This is a genomic window from Psychrobacter luti (assembly GCF_014192115.1).
Taxonomy (GTDB): domain Bacteria; phylum Pseudomonadota; class Gammaproteobacteria; order Pseudomonadales; family Moraxellaceae; genus Psychrobacter; species Psychrobacter luti.
Map to the genome: position 1 here is coordinate 741,216 of NZ_JACHXL010000001.1, position 24,471 is coordinate 765,686.

The 24,471-nt window shown below is 38.8% G+C and carries 19 protein-coding genes and 1 CRISPR repeat array; of the genes, 14 read left to right on the plus strand and 5 right to left on the minus strand.

The features are described 5' to 3' along the window. Nucleotides 1-163 precede the first annotated feature (163 nt). Genes FHS24_RS02925 through FHS24_RS02940 form a run of 4 tightly spaced genes read left to right on the plus strand, consistent with a single transcriptional unit; the run spans nt 164 to nt 4,397 of the window. Nucleotides 164-1,642 carry a DEAD/DEAH box helicase gene (locus FHS24_RS02925; protein WP_183618525.1) on the plus strand — a complete coding sequence of 493 codons (1,479 nt, stop codon included), beginning with the start codon at nt 164-166 and terminating at the stop codon, nt 1,640-1,642. Between the two features lie 2 nt (nt 1,643-1,644). After that, on the plus strand, nt 1,645-1,854 hold the full coding sequence (locus FHS24_RS02930; protein ID WP_183618527.1) for a hypothetical protein: 210 nt from the start codon (nt 1,645-1,647) through the stop codon (nt 1,852-1,854). Nucleotides 1,855-1,867: 13 nt separating this feature from the next. Further along, nucleotides 1,868-3,964: an AAA family ATPase gene (locus tag FHS24_RS02935; RefSeq protein WP_183618528.1), complete on the plus strand. Its 2,097-nt coding sequence runs from the start codon at nt 1,868-1,870 to the stop codon at nt 3,962-3,964. 1 nt (nt 3,965) lies between these two features. Further along, nucleotides 3,966-4,397: a hypothetical protein gene (locus FHS24_RS02940; RefSeq protein WP_183618529.1), complete on the plus strand. Its 432-nt coding sequence runs from the start codon at nt 3,966-3,968 to the stop codon at nt 4,395-4,397. Between the two features lie 160 nt (nt 4,398-4,557). On the opposite strand, the gene FHS24_RS02945 is transcribed toward FHS24_RS02940, so the two are convergent. The 3 genes from FHS24_RS02945 to FHS24_RS02955 all read right to left on the minus strand — a co-directional run bounded on the left by FHS24_RS02945 (nt 4,558) and on the right by FHS24_RS02955 (nt 9,841). Continuing rightward, nucleotides 4,558-5,394, minus strand: coding sequence for a phosphoadenosine phosphosulfate reductase family protein (locus FHS24_RS02945; protein ID WP_183618530.1), 837 nt, complete (start codon nt 5,392-5,394; stop codon nt 4,558-4,560). Beyond that, on the minus strand, nt 5,395-8,760 hold the full coding sequence (locus tag FHS24_RS02950) for an AAA family ATPase (protein WP_183618531.1): 3,366 nt from the start codon (nt 8,758-8,760) through the stop codon (nt 5,395-5,397). Between the two features lie 64 nt (nt 8,761-8,824). After that, the gene (locus FHS24_RS02955) at nt 8,825-9,841 is read right to left on the minus strand and encodes a DUF4007 family protein (protein ID WP_183618532.1); all 1,017 of its coding nucleotides are present in this window, start codon (nt 9,839-9,841) and stop codon (nt 8,825-8,827) included. A 163-nt stretch (nt 9,842-10,004) separates the two neighbouring features. Between FHS24_RS02955 and FHS24_RS02960 the strand changes: the two genes are divergently transcribed. Then, the gene (locus FHS24_RS02960; protein WP_183618534.1) at nt 10,005-11,156 is read left to right on the plus strand and encodes a cysteine desulfurase family protein; all 1,152 of its coding nucleotides are present in this window, start codon (nt 10,005-10,007) and stop codon (nt 11,154-11,156) included. Between the two features lie 102 nt (nt 11,157-11,258). Here FHS24_RS02960 and FHS24_RS02965 read toward each other — a convergent pair whose 3' ends face one another. Together FHS24_RS02965 and FHS24_RS02970 are read right to left on the minus strand one after the other, a co-directional pair. Then, complete coding sequence (locus FHS24_RS02965; protein ID WP_183618535.1) at nt 11,259-13,076, minus strand: ATP-binding protein; 1,818 nt, start codon at nt 13,074-13,076, stop codon at nt 11,259-11,261. 83 nt (nt 13,077-13,159) lie between these two features. Beyond that, nucleotides 13,160-14,152: a WG repeat-containing protein gene (locus FHS24_RS02970; protein ID WP_183618536.1), complete on the minus strand. Its 993-nt coding sequence runs from the start codon at nt 14,150-14,152 to the stop codon at nt 13,160-13,162. A 318-nt stretch (nt 14,153-14,470) separates the two neighbouring features. Further along, a CRISPR array of direct repeats spans nt 14,471-14,923; the repeat unit is 37 nt; unit sequence TGTCTTAATCCCTTACAAATCAGGGAGGCTTTCAGAC. A 382-nt stretch (nt 14,924-15,305) separates the two neighbouring features. Here FHS24_RS02970 and csx16 point away from each other — a divergent pair. The 9 genes from csx16 to FHS24_RS03015 all read left to right on the plus strand — a co-directional run bounded on the left by csx16 (nt 15,306) and on the right by FHS24_RS03015 (nt 24,451). Continuing rightward, on the plus strand, nt 15,306-15,614 hold the full coding sequence (gene csx16 / locus FHS24_RS02975) for a CRISPR-associated protein Csx16 (RefSeq protein WP_183618537.1): 309 nt from the start codon (nt 15,306-15,308) through the stop codon (nt 15,612-15,614). A gap of 1,203 nt (nt 15,615-16,817) precedes the next feature. Further along, complete coding sequence (locus FHS24_RS02980; RefSeq protein WP_183618538.1) at nt 16,818-17,312, plus strand: hypothetical protein; 495 nt, start codon at nt 16,818-16,820, stop codon at nt 17,310-17,312. 107 nt (nt 17,313-17,419) lie between these two features. Next, nucleotides 17,420-17,926, plus strand: a complete 507-nt coding sequence (locus FHS24_RS02985; RefSeq protein ID WP_183618539.1) for a hypothetical protein — start codon at nt 17,420-17,422, stop codon at nt 17,924-17,926. 1,174 nt (nt 17,927-19,100) lie between these two features. Continuing rightward, complete coding sequence (gene cas6 / locus FHS24_RS02990; RefSeq protein ID WP_183618540.1) at nt 19,101-20,240, plus strand: CRISPR system precrRNA processing endoribonuclease RAMP protein Cas6; 1,140 nt, start codon at nt 19,101-19,103, stop codon at nt 20,238-20,240. Between the two features lie 105 nt (nt 20,241-20,345). Then, on the plus strand, nt 20,346-21,194 hold the full coding sequence (locus FHS24_RS02995) for a hypothetical protein (RefSeq protein WP_183618541.1): 849 nt from the start codon (nt 20,346-20,348) through the stop codon (nt 21,192-21,194). Nucleotides 21,195-21,337: 143 nt separating this feature from the next. After that, entirely contained in the window at nt 21,338-21,832 is a 495-nt protein-coding gene (locus tag FHS24_RS03000) for a hypothetical protein (RefSeq protein ID WP_183618542.1), read from the plus strand. A gap of 63 nt (nt 21,833-21,895) precedes the next feature. After that, the gene (locus tag FHS24_RS03005) at nt 21,896-22,414 is read left to right on the plus strand and encodes a GreA/GreB family elongation factor (protein WP_183618543.1); all 519 of its coding nucleotides are present in this window, start codon (nt 21,896-21,898) and stop codon (nt 22,412-22,414) included. Between the two features lie 69 nt (nt 22,415-22,483). Beyond that, a complete protein-coding gene (locus FHS24_RS03010; RefSeq protein WP_183618544.1) occupies nt 22,484-23,182 on the plus strand; it encodes a nucleoside/nucleotide kinase family protein in 699 nt (232 codons plus the stop codon). Nucleotides 23,183-23,245: 63 nt separating this feature from the next. Beyond that, nucleotides 23,246-24,451 carry a Card1-like endonuclease domain-containing protein gene (locus FHS24_RS03015; protein WP_183618546.1) on the plus strand — a complete coding sequence of 402 codons (1,206 nt, stop codon included), beginning with the start codon at nt 23,246-23,248 and terminating at the stop codon, nt 24,449-24,451. The last annotated feature ends 20 nt before the right edge of the window (nt 24,452-24,471 follow it).

The window sequence follows — 24,471 nt, forward strand, 5'->3', positions numbered from 1 at the left end:
ACAGTCATTACAGATCTGTCAATAATTACGCCAAGACTTTAATCTATTGTGGGAGAACAGTTATTCCAACATTATTTGTGGTAACTTAACTTTAGATGTATTAAGGGCTTTATTGCTCCAATTTCAATCTACTCAAGTCTCCGCTGAATACAATAGGCAATATTTGACAAGTACATTACGGCAAGCTCTTGAACAGCAACAGGAATCTAAATCTATGCAAACTGAGGATTATACCTCAAGACTTGAAAGTCTTTTATCAGACTATAGGCCTAATACGCTGAAAGTTCCTGATTGGTTAGATTATCGTACAGGCGATTACGCTCATCAAGGGGATGCGATAGACGCTTGGTTTGCTAATGACAATAAGGGCATACTCTCGATAGCAACGGGCGGTGGCAAAACACTTGCCTCATTGACTACTGCCACCTTGTTAAGTAAATCTTTAAAAAATCTATTAATCGTTATCGCTGTTCCTACGAAGGCATTAATGGTTCAATGGGAAAATGAGGTGGCATTATTTGGCTCAAAAGCTGTGAACCTTAATAACGTTAGCGGTTCTAAAAATAAGTTAAGTAAAATTGACCGCACTTGTAAAAACCTCAAATTCAACTCTTCTCATGTTGAAGTTTTGATTATCAGCCATAACGCTCTCAAGTCTGAATTAATGGCTAAAATTAAGAAATACTCGGACTCGTTTAGCACGTTGCTTATTGCAGATGAGGTTCATAACCTTGGTAGTACTGGATTTATAGAAAATCCACCAGATTTTTTTGGTTTTAAAATCGGTCTTTCAGCGACGCCGATACGTCAGTATGATGAAGAAGGTTCTGAATTTTTACTACAGTATTTTGGTGATGTGGTATATGACTTCCCACTTGATAAAGCGATTGGCAAATGCCTTGTGCCATTTGATTATCATGCTCACATTACTCATTTAACAGAAGATGAAAACGATGAGTTTTACGACCTCACTCAAAAAATAAAACGGCTTTCTTTTGCAGTCAATGCCAATAAGGATAGTATTGAATTTCAAAATTGGTCAAGGCTTTGTATCAGACGACGTAGAATTATTGAAACAGCAGAAAACAAAATATTCAGTTTTAAACAATATCTCCCAACTAAAAGCTCTGATATTACCAATACGTTAGTCTTTTGTAGTGATAAACAACCCGAGCAACTTGAGTGTATAAATAGTATTTTGAATGAAAGGCATATTAATTTTCATCAGATTACCAGTCTTGAAACTGCTAATAATACTACTCTAAAACAAATCATTGACGATTATAATCAAGGTAGAATTCAAGTTTTAACCTCCAAACGAGTGCTAGATGAGGGTTTTAACGTACCGCAAACGCAGACTGCCTATATTCTTGCTAGCAATACAACCAAAAAGCAATGGACACAACGACTTGGGCGGGTGTTGAGAAAAGATAAGGGTAAAGATAATGCTAGCATTCATGATTTTATCGTCATGCCTTCTATATCTGATACTGTTATAGATGATGATTTTAAGAATCTACTAAAATCCGAAGCAGAGCGCATACAGTTTTTTCTTCAATTTTCAAAAAATGGCACAGAACAAAACGGTGCGGTCGAACTTCTTGGTAAGATTGGAGATTTATTACAAGAAAAAAGGAGATAACTATGTCTATTTCATCACGAAAAATTAATACCATGATAGAAGATGAGTTTTTAGCCAAAGACTACGGGGCTGAAAACAGCAAATTACTTATTAATCTTTCAAAAACTATTTATGCTATGGAAGCAAGTATTGCAGGTCAAAGCAACTCAAAAAAAATTGAAGAAATTCGAGCTAAAATTGATGCAAAATCAGATGACTTTATTGTTAAGTGAGTAAGAGATAGCCATGAAACTGATAAGAGCCGATATTAAGAACTTTCGTTTGTTGAAGGATCTGCAGTTAGACTTTTCAACACAAGCAGACAAGCCATTAACCATCATTCGTGCCGCTAATGAGTCAGGCAAAACAACGTGTCAGTACGCTCTTATGTGGGGTATTTGGGGTGAAGAAGGATTGCCCGATAAGTATCAGAACTTCAATATTGTTTCCTTTAGCGAACTTGATACGAATCAAGCAGTACCTGAGGTTACCATAGAGTTTGAAACAGAGGCTAAAGAAGATGAGCCCCACAAACGCTATCGTTTAATCAGAAAGTATATACCTGCATCAAACCCTCCTATTGATGACCTCACCATTTTTGAAATCAAAGCCACTGGCGCTATACCACTATACGATGCAGAGAAAAAACAACTTATTCAAAACATTTTACCTGAAACTCTAAAGGATGTTTATTTCACTGACGGGGATAGAGCATTATCATTTATTGAAGCGAGCTCTAGTGCGGGAGTAAAAAAAAGACGTGTTGAGAATGCGATTAAATCATTATTATCGTTAGACATCTTAACTGATACTATTCGCCATATAAATACAGTTTCCAGTAAATTTGAGTCGGAAGTAGATAATCGAGACTATGCAAAGGAATTTGAATTAATTAACAACCATATCATTTCATACAATGAAGATATCGAAGAACAAACTGAGCGTTTAGAAGATTTAGAATCAAAGAAAACCAACTTAGAACAAGGCAAAAAAACAGTTAATGCCAAAATAGAAGAGATTATTAGACAAGGTGATAAAAACAAGCTTATTGGAGAAAGAAAAAACATACAAAGAGAGCTTGAAAGTCTTATTAGAACAGAAGCTGAATCGTTAAAAATTATGCGAGATAATGTTCAAAACGAAAATGTTTCGCTTGGTCTATTAAAAGATGATTTTAATAAAGCTAAGTCCTATTTAGGAGATTTAAAAGATAAAAAACAATTACCTAAAGCTAATGTACCCATCTTAGAAGAGTTATTAGATAAACCGAAATGCTTTTGTGGCTCTAGCCTTGATGACCATACAGATGAAGGTAAGACACACCGCCATAATATCCAAGTTGCCATTAAAGACAGTGAAGAAGCTGATAGAAAGACTGAATTAGCAACAAGCTTACACTTTGCGATCTACCGCAGTGATACTAATAAAGCAATTGAACTGTGGAAGGATAAATATAGTTCATCTTCGCAACAATATTATAATCTAAGTAAGCTCATTAATGACAAACAGTTCAAGCTTAATGAAAAAGAAGAAGAGATTGCTCAGGTTCAAGACGATGGATTAGATATCTTTCGTACTCAACTGCGTGAATATGAGAATAAATTGATGGGAACTGTCTCTGATATTAGTGAGGCCAATACAATCATAAGTACAAATCAACAAAGGCTAGAAAGTAGCGAGCGAGAAAAGCAAAGAGTTCAGAAAAAACTAAACAAGAATGATAAGTCTGCTAATAAAATTGAATTGTCTAAAACCTTGAGAAGCGGCTTTCAAAGCATTCTAAATAAATTAAAAGGACAAGAGGTTGAAAAAGTCAGTCAAGAGATGAACCGCATCTTTTTAGATATGGTTGGGTCTTCTGCTGATAGTAATGACTTTTCATCCATTACAAAAGCTGAATTAAGCCCCAATTATGAAATCTTGGTTTATGGTATGAATGGTCAGAAAATCAATCCGGATCAAGACTTGAATGGTGCTTCTAGGCGTGCCATCACACTTGCATTTATTTTGGCACTAACCAAAATTTCACAAGTCGAAGCTCCGAATGTTATTGATACACCGCTTGGCATGATGTCAGGTTATGTTAAGCAGTCTGTATTAAGACAAATGGTGAAAGAAGGATCTCAAGTTATCTTATTTTTGACACATGATGAGATTAATGGCGTTGAGCCTTTAATTGATAGATATGCTGGCGCTGTCTATACCTTAACTAATCCTGCTCATTATCCCAAAATATTAAAGAATAAACCGCCTACAGATAATGGTAGCATCATACGCTGTGATTGCAATCATCATGAATCATGCTCAGTCTGTGAAAGAAATAACTATTTAGAGGAAGCCTAGTATGTCAATGCGAAACCCTTTTGAAAGCTATCAAATTGCCATACCCAGTAAATATTCAGATAAAGTAAAGCAATTTTGTAAGCTGTCTAGTTCACAAACCAGCCCACAATATACACCTTTTAATCGCCAAGTGGATTTTTGGTACTTTGCTTTTCTCTATGCTACTAAGGAAGATTTACAACCTGACCATTTAACAGATATGTCTAATATTACTGCTGCCAGCATTCTAGATGACTATCATATCAATCATATTCAAATGACCTATTTAGCTAAGAACCTAGATATTGAAAGCCTAGTAGACAGTAGAAAAATATTTAATTACGCTGTTGACATGGCAAATGCAGGTATCCCGCATGTCATTCAATTATTAAGTGATGATGAAGACACGCCTTTAGATAATTTGTTTTTCTACTTAGAACAAAACTTAAAATGAGTTTGTGTTGACAGGATACTTGATCATAATTATGTTTTATTTTAGGATTAGTTAATAGCAAGCGAATTAACTAATAAGTGTAAAAACCTTAAAGCATTAAAAATTGTTCAAGGTTTTAATCAGCATGCTTTTTGATATATCACTGATGATTAAAATGCAATCACTTATGACACATAACACACATTTTTCCCTGACCATAGATATCATCCATATCTAGCTCAGGCTCACCATCAGGTCGAAGCGGATTAACCTTAATCCGCTTCTTCATTTTAGCAACTCGCTTCTCATGATCTGCTTTAATCTCAGCGATGCGCTCAGGGCGACTGAGCTGTTCCAATGATTCACGTTCAGACCAGGTGAAAGGTGTTTGGTTGGCTAAAGCTTCTTTCTCATAAGCCATAGCTTCTTTAAAAGCTTCAGGATGACGCTCTAGTAGACCTACCCACTCTATCTTTCGCTGGAAGAAACAGAAAGTGCACCCACTACGTGTACGCCACTCATAATATGATGGCAGCCCTACTCCAGAGTTTTCTAAAATATCCATAACGCCTGGCTTATCGATACCGTCCTCTCTAAAAGGCAGCTTAATGATAAGCTTTTCATCGCTAGAATCATAACCAGTACGGTAAGGCTCATCAGCACGAATAGCAACGTATGAGTGTACTTCATAACCATCATCTAAGAAGCCTTGTACCCAGTCTTGAAAGGGCTTTAGTTTCATTTTAATGGTACACCAACGTGCCTGAGGTGAAGGCAAATAGTCATTATGCTGAGTTAGCCAAAAATCAAAATCTCTATCAGGGTTGATATGTTGAACAGGTTTACCTAAGTATCCCTCTAAGTAAGAAAGGTACTCGTAAACTTCATCAAGCTCTTTGCCAGTATCGGTAAAGAAATATTCAATTTCTAACTCTGGGTAATGATCACGCATATAGATGGCTAATGCCGCGCTATCTTTACCACCTGAAATACCCAGTACATGCTTAATTTTTGACATTTAAGATTCTTCCTTTTCAGCAGATTCTTCATCATTGAGGGACTCTAAAAGCTTAGCAATCACAGCAATTCTATCGTTCATATCAAGCGCGCTAAGTTCTAAAGCTTGATTAATCTGCTGTACTTGTTGCCTGATAGATTCGGCATTCTTGGATGTGATATGAGCCTCTTTTACTAAGCTTGTCGTGGCATTTGGAGACTTAGTAATAACCCCTACTTTCTGTCTATCTGGGCTGGCATTCACATCAGCATTAACTTCAGCCTCTAAAAACTGAAAACCATATGTAGCGATACGCTGCTGGGCTTTAGTAATATCCTGATCAATCCACTTTTTAGACGGCTTATTACCTGCTAATAAACTGATTAAGCTTTCAGCATCATTCATAGAGCCATCGTACTTAACAAGCCTTGCTATGAATGAATCTAGTAAATAATCACCTGATTTGCCAAATAGTGCTTCAGAACGTTGATTAATTTCAGTATAAGGATTAACACTGTCTTCTTTTATCTTAAGATAGTTTTGAAGGTTCATATTAATATCAGAAACCAGATCTGGATAAACTTTATCTAGCTCTTGCAAGCCATCAATAATCTTAGCTACCTTTGCATCATCGTCATCTGCTGCACTGAAAAACTTCGGTAAGTCATCAAAAAGCAGTTGGTTAGGGTCATTTGCTTTTTTCAAAATATCACGCAATTGCATTGTCTTAGGTGATAAGTTGCTGGTACGCTGTATCCATGGATGCATGCTAAAGAATATACTCACCAATGCTTGCGCAATAGGTAATGGTTCATCTTCAATTTTAGTATTCAGACGTGCACCAAATGCTTCTTGTAGTCTATCTCGTAAAACGTGAATCCATGATTGCACACCCTCCAGAAAAGATACCTCTCTTATGCCTACATCAGCTGGCACTTTAATTAAGTACTCAGCCAGTAAGTATTGAACCGAAGGCTTATATTCACCATTGATATAACTGGCCAAATCACTATGGCGCGATAGTATGTAAGCAATATATAAAATTTCATGAAGTCCAGCCTTAACACCATAAGGAGGGGCCTCCCAAGCTTCATATATCTCTTTAGCAGTGACCAGATCACCTTTAGCCTCAGCAATGATACTATCTGCGCACTTCCAGATAGTTTCTAACTGTGCATCATCAGGCCTAGAAAAATAATAGTTACCGTCACTATCCGCTTTATGCAAACCGTTTTTGACAATGACTGATTCATATACGCCTTTTTCAGGTGGATATTTCTCAATCCCTAAGCTCGGCTCCTCACTACGTTCAATCATACGTTTAAGCAATTCACGGATGGCACCTTTAGCGCTAGGTGACGGCTTATTACGATTGACCAGCTCATTATTACAAATGAAATTTTGAGTGACTTGCTTATCAGCGATAGTTGATGCAAGTGCTGATAATTTAAATCGGTTCAGCTGGCTTTCAGGGTTTGATAAATGACTGCTATACCATTTTGATGCATTCAAACTCCTATCAAGCAGCCTATTCAACGCGTCTTCAATTTCAACCAAACGTCCCTCAGTTTCTTGACGCGCAATCTTATCATTCAGCAGCCTCTCTTCATTTTTTAAGATATTACTCAGGGCAATTTTGTCTTTTAACATATCAATGATAGTCGTATGACTATCCAAGACCGCAACAACCAAGTTACTAAACTCATCAGAGCTGTCTATTTTTTTGCAAACCTCTGTAGCCAGCAATATTTCTTCGTCATTTTTAGGTATAAGTAGACAGAAGTATCCCACTAAGGACGCATTGATACTATCTTGCAGGCCTGAAAGTACTTCTTCTAGTACATCAGTAACTGGAAGTAGTTTTACTTCCATCCAACGCAGGCTACCGGTAATTTGATAATGTTTTTTTGCAACGATAGGCTCAAACTGTTCCAGCTGTTCAAATGGTAATGAGTCCAGATCTTGAATCTGTTCTCTCACCGCATCGTTTAGGTTAAAATCGCTACCTTCACTAAGCACATAGGATTGTTTGAATTTACTGTAGAATATAACCGAAGCAGACTCTAATGACTTTATAAGCTCAGCCAGCTGCTCTCCATCAACACCTAGTAGCGCTATTAATATATCAGGACTTGCATGCACCCCCGTTCCATCTGCAAAAATACTAATGAGAGCTATTACTTTAATTAACTTAACTGCAGACTCATCCTCAATTCCTTCATAACGATTAACTGCCGTTTGGGACAGCAACCATTGTTTACTGTATTCAGATGCAATGATGGCATTATTTAAATTGCTATCCAGATAATCCCAAAACTGATGCGGCTTAAATAAAGCAAACTCATCCATTGTGGTATTTTTTAAATAGTAGCCAAATCCATTTGGTTCAGACGACATTAAGAAAGAGAAAATACTACGCTGGTTTTGACCAAAGTTCTTTTGAGACAATTTACACAATAAAATTGCAACAAGAGGGTGTAGAGGGAAGACATCGCTTAGTAGTTGGGTGAAGCTCTCTACATTGATTTGGCGAGAGTTAGCAATATTAGTGACTAAAGATTGGATTTGGGCGTTGAAGTCATCGCTATTTTTGTATCTTTCTAGCTGCTCACCATTTATATTGATTACTTGACCAATTAGATAAATTTGCTCTTCAACTGATAGAGTAATAGCGAAATCAACAAACCTTCCTTGAATCTTCATCCATTCATTATGCGTTTTAGCCGTTGCTTGACGTGCATAAGCGGTGAAAGACTGATGTAACATACCAATTAATAGTATTCTTCCATTGGTTCTATTTACAAACTCAGCAAGCTGCTGGAGAAAATAAATATCTTCTGCGCGATGACTTTTAGCTGCACCATCAAACACCTTACCTAGCTCATCAATAAAGATTATAAGATGTTGCTCTTTAGTGACGTAGTTGTCTAACGCCTCTAAAATGTCTTTAGCACTCGCACTTGATTCTAAATTTAATGCTTCTTTAAATATCTGTTCTGGCGCTATCGTCTGACCTGTTAGGTTAAGCGTTTTCCATTGTTGGTCTTCAGAGTTAAAGTGTTTAACAATAGCAGCCTTGTTTTTTTTGCTTAACTTAGAAGACGCTATTTCAACGATCTCCTTATCATCACTTACTAGACCCTGTAGAAACAAAGCTAAGCTAGATTTTCCTGACCCAAAAGGACCTGTCCATGTAAATGCTGTCTGACCACCCTTTATATTATCAATCATATTGATTAGAATTTGTTCATAGGACGCAGTACAGTAAAAATTACTAATAGGTCCTTTATCGTTGCTATCAGCATGGATGTTTATAGAGCGTTGAAAATATTGATTACGCTCAATGTGGTCTACAAGGTATTTATCTGTATTAGGAATAGTATTCATGACTATTTATAACTCTTTAATTAATTTATTAAAAATATGGTAATTAAATATTCTTCAGTAAGTCTTAATGGCTATAGTCTTCTTTTCGCATATGCTCTACGCACTGCTCAAAAATAGCAGTCAGATTGCTGCCATCCGTTATTTGGAATTGGCGAATCCCAGCAGACTGAGTCCAAGTTAAAGAGTAGTTAGAATCCTGTAGTTGCTCCGCATAATCTATAATCGCATCTTCGTCTAACATAAATACCCGCCCTGGCGAACATTCGTCATAAGTACACATCTCTAACGACAACGTATCAGCTGCTCCATTATGAATCCGCCAACAGTTTATGAGCGCATAAACAAACACATGCAGAGTCAAAGAGTTTTTCTCACCTCGCAGCGCTCTGATATTCTGTTTGTTAACACGAGTCAATAGACCAAGCTCTACTAATGGGCCCTCTAATACATTTTCGAAATCATCAGATGCTTTACGTGTTTTTGTTGTGTAATTTTGAATTAAGCATTCGATATCTTTTTTTATTGTTGAGTCTGAAGGAGCAGATAAGCCATGGTCTTTAAAAAACTCTTTTAATAATCGAGCAAACTCTTCTCGGCTTAACTCCGACTTCGTATTGATATTAAACAACCAATAGTAAGTCATTAGATTAGGATTAGTGACCAGACATAAATGTAATAACCAAATCGTTGAAGGTGACTCTAAATAAGGGTCTAAACCATTGTCAGCAAAGATATTCTCAGAATTATAAAAGGAATTGAGTTTTTTAGTCACATCAACAGCATTATTATTCGCAATTTCATCAATTATCGTATTAGCATGTGTATTATAATAAGCGCTGTTATCTCTGATAATCATACCGGTATGGGTCGACCAAAATCGCATAGCATTCAGCATATTTTTACCAACACCAAAGTCAGCAATGGCAGTATCCTGAGAAAACACATTGTCGATTTCCTCGGATTCTGGCTGTACTGCAATTTGATCATGGACTTTTTTTAACCAGCCATATCGCAATGGGAACGTATCGTGGCCTGAAAGAGTTGGTTTTATATTATTTATCAAAGATGCAAAGTAACGCATAAATATCAATCAATCCATATAATTTATAATAAGCTTGTATAACTACCTACTGCATTGGAACAACTCTCCAATGCGAAAGTATATCATGTTACTATCTCCCTGTAATTAGATTCTAGTTTTTTCGTCCTAAAAATCATCATTATAAACAACTAATAAAAAACCTATGAAAAACCTATACTTAGACTATAACTCGCATACACCATGTGATACTTCGGTTATTATCGCAATGCATGATGTATGGTCACAGCCTGGTAATCCTCATTCAGGTTCACACTCTTTTGGCTGGGCCAAACAACAACTAGTAAGTGACAGCTTGGCGACATTTACGGACATATACGACTGCTTTGAAGAGGAGCTACTATTTACCTCAGGGGCTACTGAAGCTAATAATTTAGCCATATATTCGGGCATACCTATTGCCAAAAAAATCAATCCAAAAGCAGACACAATACTAACCAGTCACTTAGAACATAAATCTGTCTTGAACCCCCTGGAGATCGCCGCAGACAAATATGGTCTCAAACTCCTTTATGTGGACATTACATCGGAAGGTATTATCGATTTAAAAGATATGCAGACCAAGCTTGAGCAGAATAATGTGCTATGGGTTTCTTGCACGATGACCAATGGCGTTATAGGAACAAACCAGCCTATCTATCAAGTTGTTGAGCTATGCCAGCGTTATAATGCAATGTTGCATGTAGATGCCTCACAAGCCGGTTATCTAGATATCGCCTGTCACGATTTGCAAGTAGACTTTCTGACACTATCAGCTCATAAAATATACGGTCCATCAGGCATTGGTCTATTGTATTCAAAGCATCTTCAGAACCCTGAGTTTATGCCTATAATTTCTGGTGGCGGCCAACAGGATGGTCTTCGTGCTGGCACACTACCTGTACCATTGATTGTTGGATTTGCTCAAGCAGCTAAAATATTAGATGATACTAAAGAAACTGAAGCTTCAGGATTAAGAGCTCTGAGAGATAGATTACTAAATGGCTTGAACCAAGCGCTTCCCATTACGGTGTTTGGCGACTTAGATGACCGCCATCCTGGTAACTTATATTTAGCGATTGAAAATATCGATAGCATGCAACTTCTGAACAACTTACAACCTCACATCGCTTTTTCGCTTGGCTCCGCTTGCGACGGTTTGAGTCGTGAATACTCACCCATTATGAAGGCTATGGGTATTCCAAAAAACATAGCTGAGTGTGCATTTAGAATTTGTATTGGTCGAATGACTACTAACGAAGAGGTGGATTTAGCCATTAAATTAATCACAGACGGTGTGAATAAAATATGTAGGTAGGCAAATTGTTTAGATAAACCTGTAGCGATTAGAAATATTTTAGAGAAGGTTTGCTTAGACCCTCTCTAAAATACAGCAGGCTAATGATTATCACGGTATATATTATTGCTCATCCATTGCCATATATTCTGAAAGGAATTGGCCCCAGTTCTGACGGACAACTTCGTATTGCCGTCTTCTATCTGATGAGACTGCTTCTGACTCCATATGACCCCAAGCAGCCAAACTTAACTTAAGTAAGTCTTTATTCTCTTCAGTAGCATTTTGAATAAAGTTTTTATAGAAAGTATGTTCTGGATTGATTTCAATTAAGATAAACCCGTCACTTACAGTTACGTCAAAAAACTGATCAAATGGTAGGTTTATTTCTTCAAACTTTACACGCAGATTGTTTTCTAAAATCTCTTCAATCATTTGTGGTACTTTTTCTTTAGATAGTAACCCTTTATCAGTTAAGTCCTTAAAGCTTTTTTCCAGACTTTCTTTAGTAGGAGATTTATCAATCCCACCTCTTTTTTGACTGCTTTTTTCATTAACGTAAGTAGCCTTCAAGTTCACACTATCGGTTTTCATCCTATGATGCTCTACGCTTTGATGCTTTAAGCCTGCTAGATTGATAGCATCTACCTTACGATATGACATCTCAAATGCTGAAATAATTTTATTTAAGCATTTTACAAGCTGAGCATCTTCAGGATTTTGTCTTTCAAGTAAATCTAACGCTTCTGTTGGCTCAGTACAACCTTGCTGGATCATAATATCCTGCATATCAATAGGTCTAATCTTATTAGCAGACTGCTTATTATTAGTCACACCAAAGAAATCGTCTAGCACTGGATCAAACTCAATTTCTACACCCATCCACCTATCTTTACGTTTATCATCGAAAATTTTAAAATTTTCTATCAAATCTAGCTCTCGACCTGCACGCATGATCGAAAGACCGATATTATTCTTTAACTTTTTACCTATATCAGTATTACCAATATATCCGGTCGTTGACTCTCGCAGCTTTTCAACTAAATCATCAGCGATCATAGCAGAGGTAATGGTTACCATTCCTTTTTTACCATTATTCAGCAATATCTCAAAGCTATCAAAAAATGCTGTTTTAAAAGCAGGTTTTGTTTTAAGCTCTTCAGGATAGTCTCTGATATCTTTCAAAGTAGTATTAGCCATAAGCTGTAAAGGATCATTAGCAACAAAAGAGCTGCTATTATCTAGTATATATTCAGATCCGAACAATGCATCGTCAGTCATATAGTAGGTTTGGAAAATCACCTTAACATCACCATTATTTATCATACGGCGATACATTCTGCCAATAATATCTTGAGTGTTGCGTAATAGTGCAGCAGAAGTTTTCCAATGCAACTTATCTAAATCACTCCAAACAACTGCTGTACCAGACTCTGGAATACTTTCTTCAAAAGGTAGTGATAAACAATCAGGAATTTCAGTTTGATGAGGATAAAGGATATGTTCCTGCTTATCTTCTTGAATTTTTTTAATATCTAGATACGTAGTATAAGGTTGCTCGCCATGTTGCCAGCTATAAACATCCGTTCTTCTACACTGTGAGATACTTGAGTTCGGCAGCCCCATACCGAACTTACCCATACCTTTAAAGTCTTTACGGTTTTCAGACGCACCAAACTCTAGGGCAGCATGTAATATCTCAGGTGGCATACCATCACCATTATCAATAATGGCAATTTTATCAATCTGCTTCCCACCTGTTGAGCCGTCAAGATTTTGAACTTGTTTTTCGTAAACAACAAAATAAACTTCAGTTGCATTGGCTTGAATACTATTATCAATGAGCTCAGCAACGGCATAGGCTGTATTTTTATAACCGTTGTCCCGCATAGATTCAATTACAACAGATGGGCTAATAAATAGCTTGTTACTTAATGACATTATATTTCCTCAAAGAGTATTTTAAGATGGTCGTTCTATAGGTTAGTTAGGTCGTTCGGCTGATAGTTTTTCGGAAAACGCTCTTATTCTATCTCACTCCATTCTGCATAGGTCTTTTTAGAGAGTACCTTACCTTGGCGATCTAACGTATAACGAGTAATACTGTCATAGCCATCGTTATATGCATTCGCGCCTTTAGTATTCAAATTATAAACATCTAACTTTCCACCTTCATAGCGTCCACCATCGACGTCTGGCGAGTCTCCCATTGGCTCAATATAAGCCCTATCGTATTTAGGCGGTATAACTACCTTGCCAGTCTTATCTATAACACCCCATTTGCCGTTGTTATATCCTCCAACTTTTACAGCAGCCAATCCTTCTGAGAACTCCATGGCTTCATCCCATTTAGCAGGGATTGCTATATTGCCAGACTTATCAACGAAGCCAATCTTACCCTCATCATCACCCTGCATTGAGGTGTTATACCTAGCCAAACCTTCATAGTAACCATCTAGCCAGTTGAACTTAAAAGGCACGACGGTCTTACCAGTTTTATCGATGACGCCGTACTTATCGTTTTTACTGACGACCACTCTACCGGCACTGAAATCGCCTGCCGTTTGGTAAGCATAGGGTATGACCATTTTACCCGTTTTATTCATATAGCCGTATTTACCGTTTTTATAAACGGCAACCAGACCCTCTTTAAAATCACGATAGTCAATAATCACGCCATAAAAAAGTGGTGCTTGATGTTCAACTGGGATGACCAATTTGCCAGCTTCATTGATATAGCCTTGCATGTATAAATAGTCTTCATAATCCTCAGCGCCATCATAACCTTTGACCATGCCCATTTTCATTAATGAGACACGCGCCATGCCCTCAGAGAAATCACTACAACTATAATATTTTGCAGCTACAACAACCTTCCCATTATCATTTTTATAGCCACATTTAATGTCATTGTTATTTTCTACCTCAAAACTCTGCAATGCAGCTACAGCAGGTAATGTCAAAAATGCGCCACAGAAGCCTAAAGCCAGTGCCGTTTTTTTATAATGTATCTTCATAAGCTTCTCATTAAAAGGTGTGATAAAGGGATGTGATTGTCAAGAATTCATCTCTGCTGTTTTCTATAGCTATATATGTAGCTTTGCACCGCTTTCATAACCTTAATCATACTACTCAACTAATTTTTAATTATCAATCTACTAACAAGTGGAAACGTATTTATTATTTAAAATAGATGAAACTAAGCTGATAAATGAATAAAAAAAGACCACAACATATAATGTTGTGGTCTTTTTATGAAAAACACTTTATTGCTAAACTTACGAATCAGGAAAGCTTTAAGACTACTAAAGGAATATAACCATGACTACATTAACTGTCTTAATCCCTTACAAATCAGGGAGGCTTTCAGACCATGACAAATGGTAAGTTCTACGAGATGTTCTCGTCTTAATCCCTTACAAATCAGGGAGGCTTTCAGACAATCAAAGACTGCGCGACTTCTTTTGGTTCAATGTCTTAATCCCTTACAAATCAGGGAGGCTTTCAGACAGTAACTGAAACCATTGAAACAAGGATTCATGTGTCTTAATCCCTTACAAATCAGGGAGGCTTTCAGACACCAGTAGCAGTGAATGCACCTAACTTAGCACGGTCTTAATCCCTTACAAATTAGGGAGGCTTTCAGACGTTGGCTGAATTAAAAGAAGAACTAGCCACGTTGTCTTAATCCCTTACAAATCAGGGAGGCTTTCAGACAGATGGGCTTGAAGATATGGTACAAGATGCAGATGTCTTAATCCCTTACAAATCAGGGAGGCTTTCAGACTGTACAACCCTTTTTATTATCAATTAAATCAATAACTTACACCTATAAAATAAACCGACTAATGTTCGGTTAAAAGTTGATGTTTTTTTGACCAATTTTTAACGATTAATTGTACAAATAATAAGCAATTATACGTCTGAAATGTTAAATAACGACTATAACCTTCGTCAGATTGAGTCTGAAAGCAACCCTGATAAGTCAGGGCATAACTTTTTATGGTTACCTTTATTATGGTAGTACATGCTAGCCGTTGAGGCAATGCTTATTTGGCAAAAACACTAGCAAGCTTGTAATAATCATCACTCATAGCTATCGTCAGTATAATAGTCGCCAGTCAAAACGATAGTCAAAATAGGTCTGCTAGTATATTTAGAGGAGTAAGTATGAGCATATATTTGGTCAGTCGTCATCAAGGCGCGGTAGAGTGGATGCAATATATGGGTCATCACTACGATCAGCATCTAACGCATCTCGATAATTATGAAACTCTGTGCGCAGAAGATGTCGTCGTAGGATCGTTACCAATCAATATCGTGGCGGACCTAGCTCAGTGTGGCGTGAGTTATCGACATCTGAGCTTATATATTCCAGAGCATTTGCGAGGTATTGAGCTGACAGCTAATCAGCTATCTAATCTCGATGCAAAGCTCGAAGCATACGAAGTAAGACGGATAGTTAAGACAACCTCATAGTCGCTGCTTTTTAATAGCTGCCCATAAACCAAGAAAGCCACCTTAATAAAGTGGCTTTCTTGGTTTGAGAAAAATTGAGTTTGCAGCTCCCTACCTTCAGCAATCACAGATGCTTTCTGACCACACCAGCAGATGGTTGGGCAAACATTATGTTGTATTAATCCCTTACGAATCAGGGATGAGGAAGGATACAGCAAAGCACTACTTTGCCCCGACGCAAGAGAAAATCTATGATTTTCTGATCAGACGATGATAACAAGTCTTCAAAAAATCCTATTTAAAGGATTTTTACTTGCGAAGCTAAAATTGGCATGCAATTTTAAACGCTTCTCACCCTTACGAATCAGGGAGGCTTTCAGACCCTAAGTTCAAAGATAGTAGATTATTCATGGGGTCTTAATCCCTTAAGAATCAGGGAGGCTTTCAGACATCAAAGAGAGAGTTTGACTTAGTTGCTCGTAAGTCTTAATCCCTTAAGAATCAGGGAGGCTTTCAGACTACTAAAGAATACTCAGATGATACTTCAGTCAAGTCTTAATCCCTTAAGAATCAGGGAGGCTTTCAGACTGTACAACTATTTTTATTATCAATAAAATCAATAGCTTATACCTATTTAATTAACCGACAAAAGTTAGCTTGAAAGTTGATGCTTTTTTGATCAATTTTTAGCTGATAATTGATCAAATAATAGGCAATTACAAGTCTGAAATATTAAATAATGACACTTATCTTCGTCAGATAAATTCTGAAAGCAGTCCTGACTTTTAGGGAATAGCCATATGATGACTACCTATGTATATTAATGCAAGCCTGTCATCTGTGCAACCGCTAACTCCATGATGACTGCTCACCGTAGCATCATATCCGCTGTACTCAGCGATGACCAAACAGATACATCACTGCTTTGATAAAGCCGCCAATCATAGCGATGATAAGCAAGATAGCTGAGCCACTAATCAAAGAAATCACCAACAAACCAAAGATCGATGCCATGCTTGCTCCCAATATAATCAGCATGATTGCTAACCACCATTAGAACTATCTTACGATAATGATACCGTCCTACTTATCAATGACAAGCTTGTCGAATTGAAAACACATCAGTTTGATTGGGTATCATTTCAAGCATGGTTTTACCTAACCATGCTCAATTTACGCCTAGTCGTCAATTTAGATAACGTTTATATAATATGGAGAAATACAATGCCAAAGTCCCTTATAGTTGCCGCCCCTTATGTTAATGAGCTAGTAACTGAGGGCCTGAAACTATGTAGCCATATTATGGAATACCGTCATGCCAGCAGTCAGACAACATTACAGCGTGAGACCATGCACAAACAGGCAAACCATGCTATGCAGCAAGAAAAAAACCACCATGAAAGACAAATGGCCAATCTCTACCAATTAAGTGAACAGTTCGGTGTCACGTTGGCACACAATCGGCAAAAATGTGTGGACGTCATACAGATGTATAACGACTCAAATACGATGCTCACCAAATTACTAGACCGTATATGTGAGCCGGACTTAAATATCGAGCAGTTGCAGCTATTCAAAGCAGTCATAGACACCTTGCAAGCCAAGCAGACTGAGTTGATTGCTCATCATCGTAGTCTTAGCAGTCATGCGCTCACAGCATTCAAACACAGTAGCGATATAATGATAGAAAGATTACTGAGTTTGATGGATGTGCAATAGACGCTAGCTGATTATTATCATTACCACGTATCAAAGGCTGCGACGATTAAAGGTTGCTAAGTCAACGACTGCTTATATTCATGACTTATTGATAAAGGGATACGCTTATGTTTTGGCTAAGTTTTGGTGTTACAGCAGTAGGTGCTATTGCTTGCTCTCTAGCTAGTATTTTAGAGAAGAGCTCAATAACAGAGTCAGAGCAAGCCTTGAGAAGTCTAAAAAAACAAAGTCAGGCGCGTCAACGTGAGCTTGAGAATTACCAGAGTCAGTGTCAAGCGGCCTATTCACTTAGCCAATACGTCGAGCTTTATAATCTTGTGTTTCAAACGGCACAGGCATGTGCTTTACACTATAAAGAACAAGAGAAATTACTGTCTATGCTCAATGAGCGTATGACTAAAAGCATTACCTCTAGGCTTGCTCTGATGCGACAGCAGGAGCAAGCGACTGATGATCAAAGACAGACGCTAGATCAGCAGCTTGCTATCTTACAAAATGACGCCCATAAAGCATTGGATGAGTTTGAGCGCATTGAGGCGCAGCGACAAGAGTCACAGCAGCAGTTGCGTTTATTTTGTGAGTTACTACTGGAGCTGCAAATGTATCTTGAGTAAGTAACACATCAAATAGTGATTAAACCAATAAAGCCACCTCTCGTAGGTGGCTTTATTGATTTGGTCTTATAGCAGTCCGCAAGCGCTTTATATCAACGCAAGAGAAAGTTTATAGTTTTCTGACATGCAATTTTAACGCCTGCGCAAGCGTAGCTCTTGCCTTGTGCTTCGGGAAAGTGTCTCCCAGGCACTCACTATTCCTCACTCACCTTACGAATCAGGGAGGCTTTCAGACTCTACATCGTTGCAGCCATCGTAGCATTCAAGTTGTCTTAATCCCTTAGGAATCAGGGAGGCTTTCAGACGAAAGAATGCTCGACGTGAGAAGAACAAGTCAGTCTTAATCCCTTACGAATCAGGGAGGCTTTCAGACAGGCAATGATTGCACGTTACACGGCAGACCCTGAGTCTTAATCCCTTACGAATCAGGGAGGCTTTCAGACCCAAGATTAATAGCGAACGCAAGAAAGCTCAGCTGTCTTAATCCCTTACGAATCAGGTAGGCTTTCAGACCAAGCTTTCTGGGAATGTATCAGTGCAGACGCAGTCTTAATCCCTTACGAATCAGGGAGGCTTTCAGACATTATGTAAGGAAGTTCTTCTATACAATTAATAAGTCTTAATCCCTTACGAATCAGGGAGGCTTTCAGACTGTACAGCCATTTTTATTATCAATTAAATCAATAACTTACATCTATTAAATTTACCGACTAATGTTGGCTTAAAAGTTGATGCTTTTTTGATCAATTCTTAGCTGATAATTGATCAAAAAATAGGCAATTATACGTCTGAAATATTAAATAATGACACTTATCTTCGTCAGATAAAGTCTGAAAGCAGTCCTGATAAGTCAGGGCATAACATTTTTGACGCTACTTTGCTATGGTAATAGATGGGCGCTCGTGATGCAACGCTTATCTATCAGATAGTAACTAATATTAGGCAAACAGCAACGCTTGGCTTTTTACTTAAAACAATCTTTAGCAAGCTTGTGCTGCTATAGCGTTTGCGCTGGATATTGATACACTGCGCTGAGATATTTGTATTTTTTATAGCCTGGCATTTCTTATCGTATCGTATTTTTCTAAACAAATACTTAGATTTGCTATAGTATTATGCCGTGACGATTTTTTCTTTCATTCATCTGTATTTGGATACCATAATGGACAGCTGTATGGATACTTGTACGCCTTTTGCATCAACCGTCTTAAATATTGCCAACCTTATTACTCTACAGTTTACCGTGCGCCAAGATGATAGCTTACAGATGCCTGAGCATGCAGGCTCTATGCTACGTGGTGCATTTGGTGTGGCATTACGTTCATTGACCTGTATTACTGATCTTCCTAATTGCAAGGATTGCCCACTAAAGCAGTATTGCAAATTTCCAAGTATCTTTGAGCAGCCGGCACTACAGAACAAGAGCGTACAGGCAGTCAACCCTTATGTCATTCACGTCCCTATACGCTCACAATTACAGTCACAGCTTGCATCTGTAACAGCTACTTCTAACAGCCATAGAGTATCTGCGTCCGACCGTTCAGCTTATACCTATCATAAAGATACTTATCATAAAGGTGACATCTGGCAGTTTGGAATGACTTTGATAGGCTCTACCACTACAGAGACAGCTTTAATTATCAAAGCATGGCAGCTTGCACTACAAACAGGGCTTGGCGCTTATGCGCCTTACAAACGTGCGACGCTACTCAGAGTCACAGCTGGTGATCATATTCTCTACTCTAACGCTGATTATACTAAGCCATCAGACATTCTAGCTCATACAACAGTAAAAAACTCACCACATTCATCAGTCACCTTAGATGATACGCATAGGCTAAATGAACTGTGGCAGCAGCTACAAACAACTGACGTAGCAGCTAGATTGACCCTAAGATTTTTAACGCCCTTTCGCTATCAGCAAGACAACCGTATCGTCTCACGACCGAGTCATTTAGATAGCGCCACCTTTATTGCCTCTTTATACAATCGTATCCGATTATGCCAAGACAACCATAGCCCTAATCAGAGTTGGGATATCGGTTACGACTCTTACCATGATTTTAAAGACGATATTGTAACTTTAGACATAGAGGTCGATGTCGCAGCCAATCATGTCGCACGGCGCTCTAATCGGCAGCAGCGTAAGATGGAGCTCTATGGACTACAAGGTGACATTCATCTATCAGGTGACGGTCAAACTCTTAGTCGTCTCTTGCCAGCACTACTACTTGGTGAGCAGCTACATATCGGTAAAAACACCACCATGGGATTGGGTCAATATCGGCTTATATTCATGCCAATGGTCCATTAGTATTCATCATACGCAAGTTTAATACATGACAAGCTTGCACCTTTAAACCTAGTACGCCCATCTGATGTCTAATAGCGCCTATACAACGGCCTAGAGGACATTACGATGATAGCTACTACAGAACGCGCTACAGAACTAACCGTAACGTCTTCAAATGCTGCGGCGACCGAGCGATTGAACCTTATCAGTGCTCAGCTGAATCAGCACTTTGCTAGCGATAGCGCATCGGCCATTGACAACTCTAGTAAGTTATCACTGACCAAGCTTGCATCCCTGCTTAGTCAGCACTGTCATCTTGCCAGCATCACTACTCTACTATCTTCTCTCATACAATCACCAGAGCTCCTTGCAAAAATTGCAGCGCGTTCTTACTGGCATGGCAATGGTTTTTTAAAAGTCGTCCTTCTTGACCAAGGGTACAAGCTGCGTTTACACATCTGGTTTGCTGGTACTTCATGCGAAGAAAACATTCACAGTCATCGTTGGGGCTTTGCCTCACACGTACTTACAGGCGCGCTGAGCAGTGAAATATGGGCTGATGCCGCAAACGATGATTTGGCGGTCTCAGACTATGCTTCAAACGTAGTACCAGCCACATCCCAAGCTTTAAAGCTACAGACTAAAGAGTACGTCTATACCGCCAAGCACCAAAGCGGCCATACCTCTATGCTACCTCACAAGCAATACATTGGTAAAGCTTACCTTCAAAAGCTGCTAAACGTCACACAAACGGCTGGTGCAAGCTATCTTATGACACCGGATCAGCTGCATCGTATCAACCATCCTGGACAAGAACTGGTCGCCACCATCATCTGTACTGCCCCTACTCAGATACTGACCAACCGCTTGTTTCCAACCATTGATGATCCCAATCTTCAGCCTGCCAACCTGTCCGCTGATGAGCTGAAGCATGCCTTGACTCGCTATATAAACCATAGCCCTCTCGCGGCATAACCACAAAATCATAAAAAATCGCTTATCTGTAATCTAATAATTGCCATCAGATATAACCAACCATCATCGATAGATGATTACCTTTATTAAAACCGTCTTTACTCCTGCAACACTCTAATTCCTTAATAAAAAAGAGAGAAGTTATGCCCGACCTGAAACGCCCGATGCCTATAGATACTGCACTAATAAAAGCATTGCACTATACCGATCAAATCAAGCCTGCCTCACAGGTTGCCTTTGATTTGGCGCAACAAGAGCAAAGCCTATATCGCTTACGCCAACGTTTACTCGACACATCAAACCCTGTATCTCCAGAGCAAGCTTACTTGGCGTTATACGACTGTTTATTTCGCCATGTCAGTATCGCTCTGCTCGCGCAAGGGTATCAGCTCACTGCGAGACAACCACATCAGACGTTATGTCGTATCGTAAGACAAAGTGCTCCTGACACCCAAGTGCAGAAAATGATTGGTCTTCGGCATGCACTCAAAAAAACCACAGGCTCACTTGATTGTGAAAGATCCATTGCCACCTTGACCAAGCTGCTTAACGACTATGACATTCGAGATGCACAAGCTTGTCAAACACTATGCCTGCTACCTATACAAAGTATAGTGCGCTCATCGGTATCCAGTTAATGCAACTAGTAGCCATAAAGCCTTACCAAAAGTAATTTTAAAAATAGCGCATAGGAGCGACACATGACCCAATCGACAAAGATTTATATGACAGAGACTGGTTTTGACAACCTAAAGTCATTGCTGGCTCGTAAAAAACAAGAGTATGCGGATGTGCGTGATCATCGACAAGTCGCTTTTGAGATGTCGGGTGATGGCTGGCACGACAACCCTGAGTTCAACCGCCAGCAACAGCTAGAGGCAAACCTAAATCATACTGTAAAAGAGTTGACCGAAAGGTTGCAGCACGCTCGCCCAGTCAATATTGATCCTAGTAATCGTCCTACTAACCACGTTGCCATTGGCTCTTTGGTCAGTATCACACGTTGGAATTTGAATAACGATATCAACGATAAGGGCTTAGAAGAAACTTGGGAAATCGTTGGTTTTGACGAAACTGATATTAAAGCAGCAAAGATTGGCTACAACGCACCCTTGGCAAAGTCAATCATCGGATTGCAGGTAGGAGATGTGTCAGAGCAACTCGTACTTGGTACTCAAGCTTGGGAGATAGAAGTTATCGCCATTCATCCAAGCTCATAAAGTTGCTCTAAGCATAACTCAATAAATAAGAGTGAATATTACATCTTTAAAAAAGCACTGAGGGTTAGCATGTATATCGCAATTGAAGGTCTAAAAGGCACTGGCAAGAGTACATTACTGCACGCTCTAACCCCTTATCTAAAGGCATATTGCGACTCAAAGCAACAACGGCTTGCTATATTGCAGCCCACTAAGCCCATCCCTCATGGCAGTTATCTAGAACATAGTTTTGCACAGCAGCAGAGTAATGATACTTATATTAGAGCGCTATATGCCGAACGCTCTAACTATCATGCTGCATGCACTGACTGGAATTCCGATCTAATTATTAGTGATAGGAGCATACTAACAAGTTTAGCTGTCAGGTGGCATGACGCCATTCAGGACAATCTAAGCCCTAGTGAGCACTACCAGCAAGTGCGTAGCCAAGAGTGTCTAATAGCGATACCAGACATCGTCATTCAACTTGATACGCCGAATGCAATCTTATTAGAGCGCTATGCTCTGAGAGATCGTCAATACGGTCAGCATGAAGAAACCATAGCCTCTGTCATAACCATGAAGAACAATTATATGGATTTGTTTGATTGGCTAAGAGGCACTCAGACAACATACCTATTAGGTAAGTCTATACATCTATACATCTATGACACTGGGATTGTCAATGTTCAAAGTATTTGTCAAGAGATTATGGCTATGGTAGAACAATATTTCGCTAAAATTAATAGTGAATTTTTGTTAAAAAATCAGTATAGTCTAATCCATTAAAGTTTTTAAACGTATGCTAAGCCACCATTTAAAAGACACACAACAAAATAATAAGGTATTGAATTGAAAACATTATTCGTGACCGCTACTGCCCAAACTGAAGCAAACTACTATCTTATTTGGCATTTGTTCAAAGAAAACAATACTGATATCAAGAAGATAGTTATTATTAGTACTGAATTCACTCGTTCAAAAGGCTACGTAGACAATCTCACTAGTGTATTAAATGCATTACAGGTAGGTTCTGAAAACTCATCAATATCTTTAGAGGAGCTGCATCTACAGAACGGGGTTGAGGAGAGTAATATAGAGGCAATCAAGGATGTGCTGTTACAGTGGATTGCCCACAATAAGGCATCGCAGATTATCTTTAATATTACCGGTGGCACCAAACTGATGAGCATCGCTCAAGACCAAATTGCTCAGATTAGCAGTCGCTATGAGTGTGTTTATCAAAGCCGTGCTAATAATCAGCTAGTTTGGTATAACCGTCCTCCTACTAAGCAGTGCTATGACTTAGTACTACCAGAGAATATCGAAGCCCGTCTTAAAGGTCGTGGCTATCAAACGGTGAGTGCTGAAACCTCATTTTTAGACCTGCCCGCTCAGCAATATCACTATATCAATCAACTACATCAGTATATGAAGGCTGATTTTGACAAAGCGCAAAGCTTGGTATTACTGCTCAATGCCTTAACCGCTGGCTTGATGAAGCAGCCTGAGCATAGCTTTCCACAGACCGTCAAGGTACAAGACAGCAATCTACTTAAAAAATGCATCACTTGGGTGAAATTATTAGCCCAAGCACCGCAACCATACTTCAGTTATGACAGTGCAGCAGGCACCATCACTTGGCAAGACAAGCAAGCCGTCGAGTTCGTCGGTGGCAAATGGTTCGAAGTACTGACCGGATTGTTGATTGTTCAACATTATCTTGCTCAGGAGCAACAAGTTGATGTTCAGATTGGTTTGCGGTTCAAAAAGACCAGCGATGGCAACGAAGTCGATGTTGCTTATATTAACTCAGGCTACTTACATCTGTTTGAGTGCAAAACCGTGAATTGGGACAAACAAGATAACCCTACTACCAAGGTCAATGCCGACTTGCGTAAGTTCGACTCCGTTGGTCAAGTTGGTGGACTTAATACGCATAAGTACTTCATTAGCTTATTTGACATCTCTAATCAGTCACTTGCTGTCGCTCAGGATACGGGTGTCAAAGTCATTATGGGCAAGCAACTATTGGATTTTGGTCGTTATATCGCTTAGTCATCTTCATATTGCAACGT

Coding starts and splice junctions, on each gene's coding strand:
- csx16 (WP_183618537.1), top strand. CDS start 15,306: ATGAGCATATATTTGGTCAGTCGTCATCAAGGCGCGGTAGAGTGGATG.
- FHS24_RS02950 (WP_183618531.1), bottom strand. CDS start 8,760: ATGAATACTATTCCTAATACAGATAAATACCTTGTAGACCACATTGAG.
- FHS24_RS02935 (WP_183618528.1), top strand. CDS start 1,868: ATGAAACTGATAAGAGCCGATATTAAGAACTTTCGTTTGTTGAAGGAT.
- FHS24_RS02955 (WP_183618532.1), bottom strand. CDS start 9,841: ATGCGTTACTTTGCATCTTTGATAAATAATATAAAACCAACTCTTTCA.
- FHS24_RS03010 (WP_183618544.1), top strand. CDS start 22,484: ATGTATATCGCAATTGAAGGTCTAAAAGGCACTGGCAAGAGTACATTA.
- FHS24_RS02985 (WP_183618539.1), top strand. CDS start 17,420: ATGTTTTGGCTAAGTTTTGGTGTTACAGCAGTAGGTGCTATTGCTTGC.
- FHS24_RS02995 (WP_183618541.1), top strand. CDS start 20,346: ATGATAGCTACTACAGAACGCGCTACAGAACTAACCGTAACGTCTTCA.
- FHS24_RS03000 (WP_183618542.1), top strand. CDS start 21,338: ATGCCCGACCTGAAACGCCCGATGCCTATAGATACTGCACTAATAAAA.
- FHS24_RS02965 (WP_183618535.1), bottom strand. CDS start 13,076: ATGTCATTAAGTAACAAGCTATTTATTAGCCCATCTGTTGTAATTGAA.
- FHS24_RS02960 (WP_183618534.1), top strand. CDS start 10,005: ATGAAAAACCTATACTTAGACTATAACTCGCATACACCATGTGATACT.
- FHS24_RS02930 (WP_183618527.1), top strand. CDS start 1,645: ATGTCTATTTCATCACGAAAAATTAATACCATGATAGAAGATGAGTTT.
- FHS24_RS02980 (WP_183618538.1), top strand. CDS start 16,818: ATGCCAAAGTCCCTTATAGTTGCCGCCCCTTATGTTAATGAGCTAGTA.
- FHS24_RS03005 (WP_183618543.1), top strand. CDS start 21,896: ATGACCCAATCGACAAAGATTTATATGACAGAGACTGGTTTTGACAAC.
- FHS24_RS02940 (WP_183618529.1), top strand. CDS start 3,966: ATGTCAATGCGAAACCCTTTTGAAAGCTATCAAATTGCCATACCCAGT.
- cas6 (WP_183618540.1), top strand. CDS start 19,101: ATGGATACTTGTACGCCTTTTGCATCAACCGTCTTAAATATTGCCAAC.
- FHS24_RS02970 (WP_183618536.1), bottom strand. CDS start 14,152: ATGAAGATACATTATAAAAAAACGGCACTGGCTTTAGGCTTCTGTGGC.
- FHS24_RS02945 (WP_183618530.1), bottom strand. CDS start 5,394: ATGTCAAAAATTAAGCATGTACTGGGTATTTCAGGTGGTAAAGATAGC.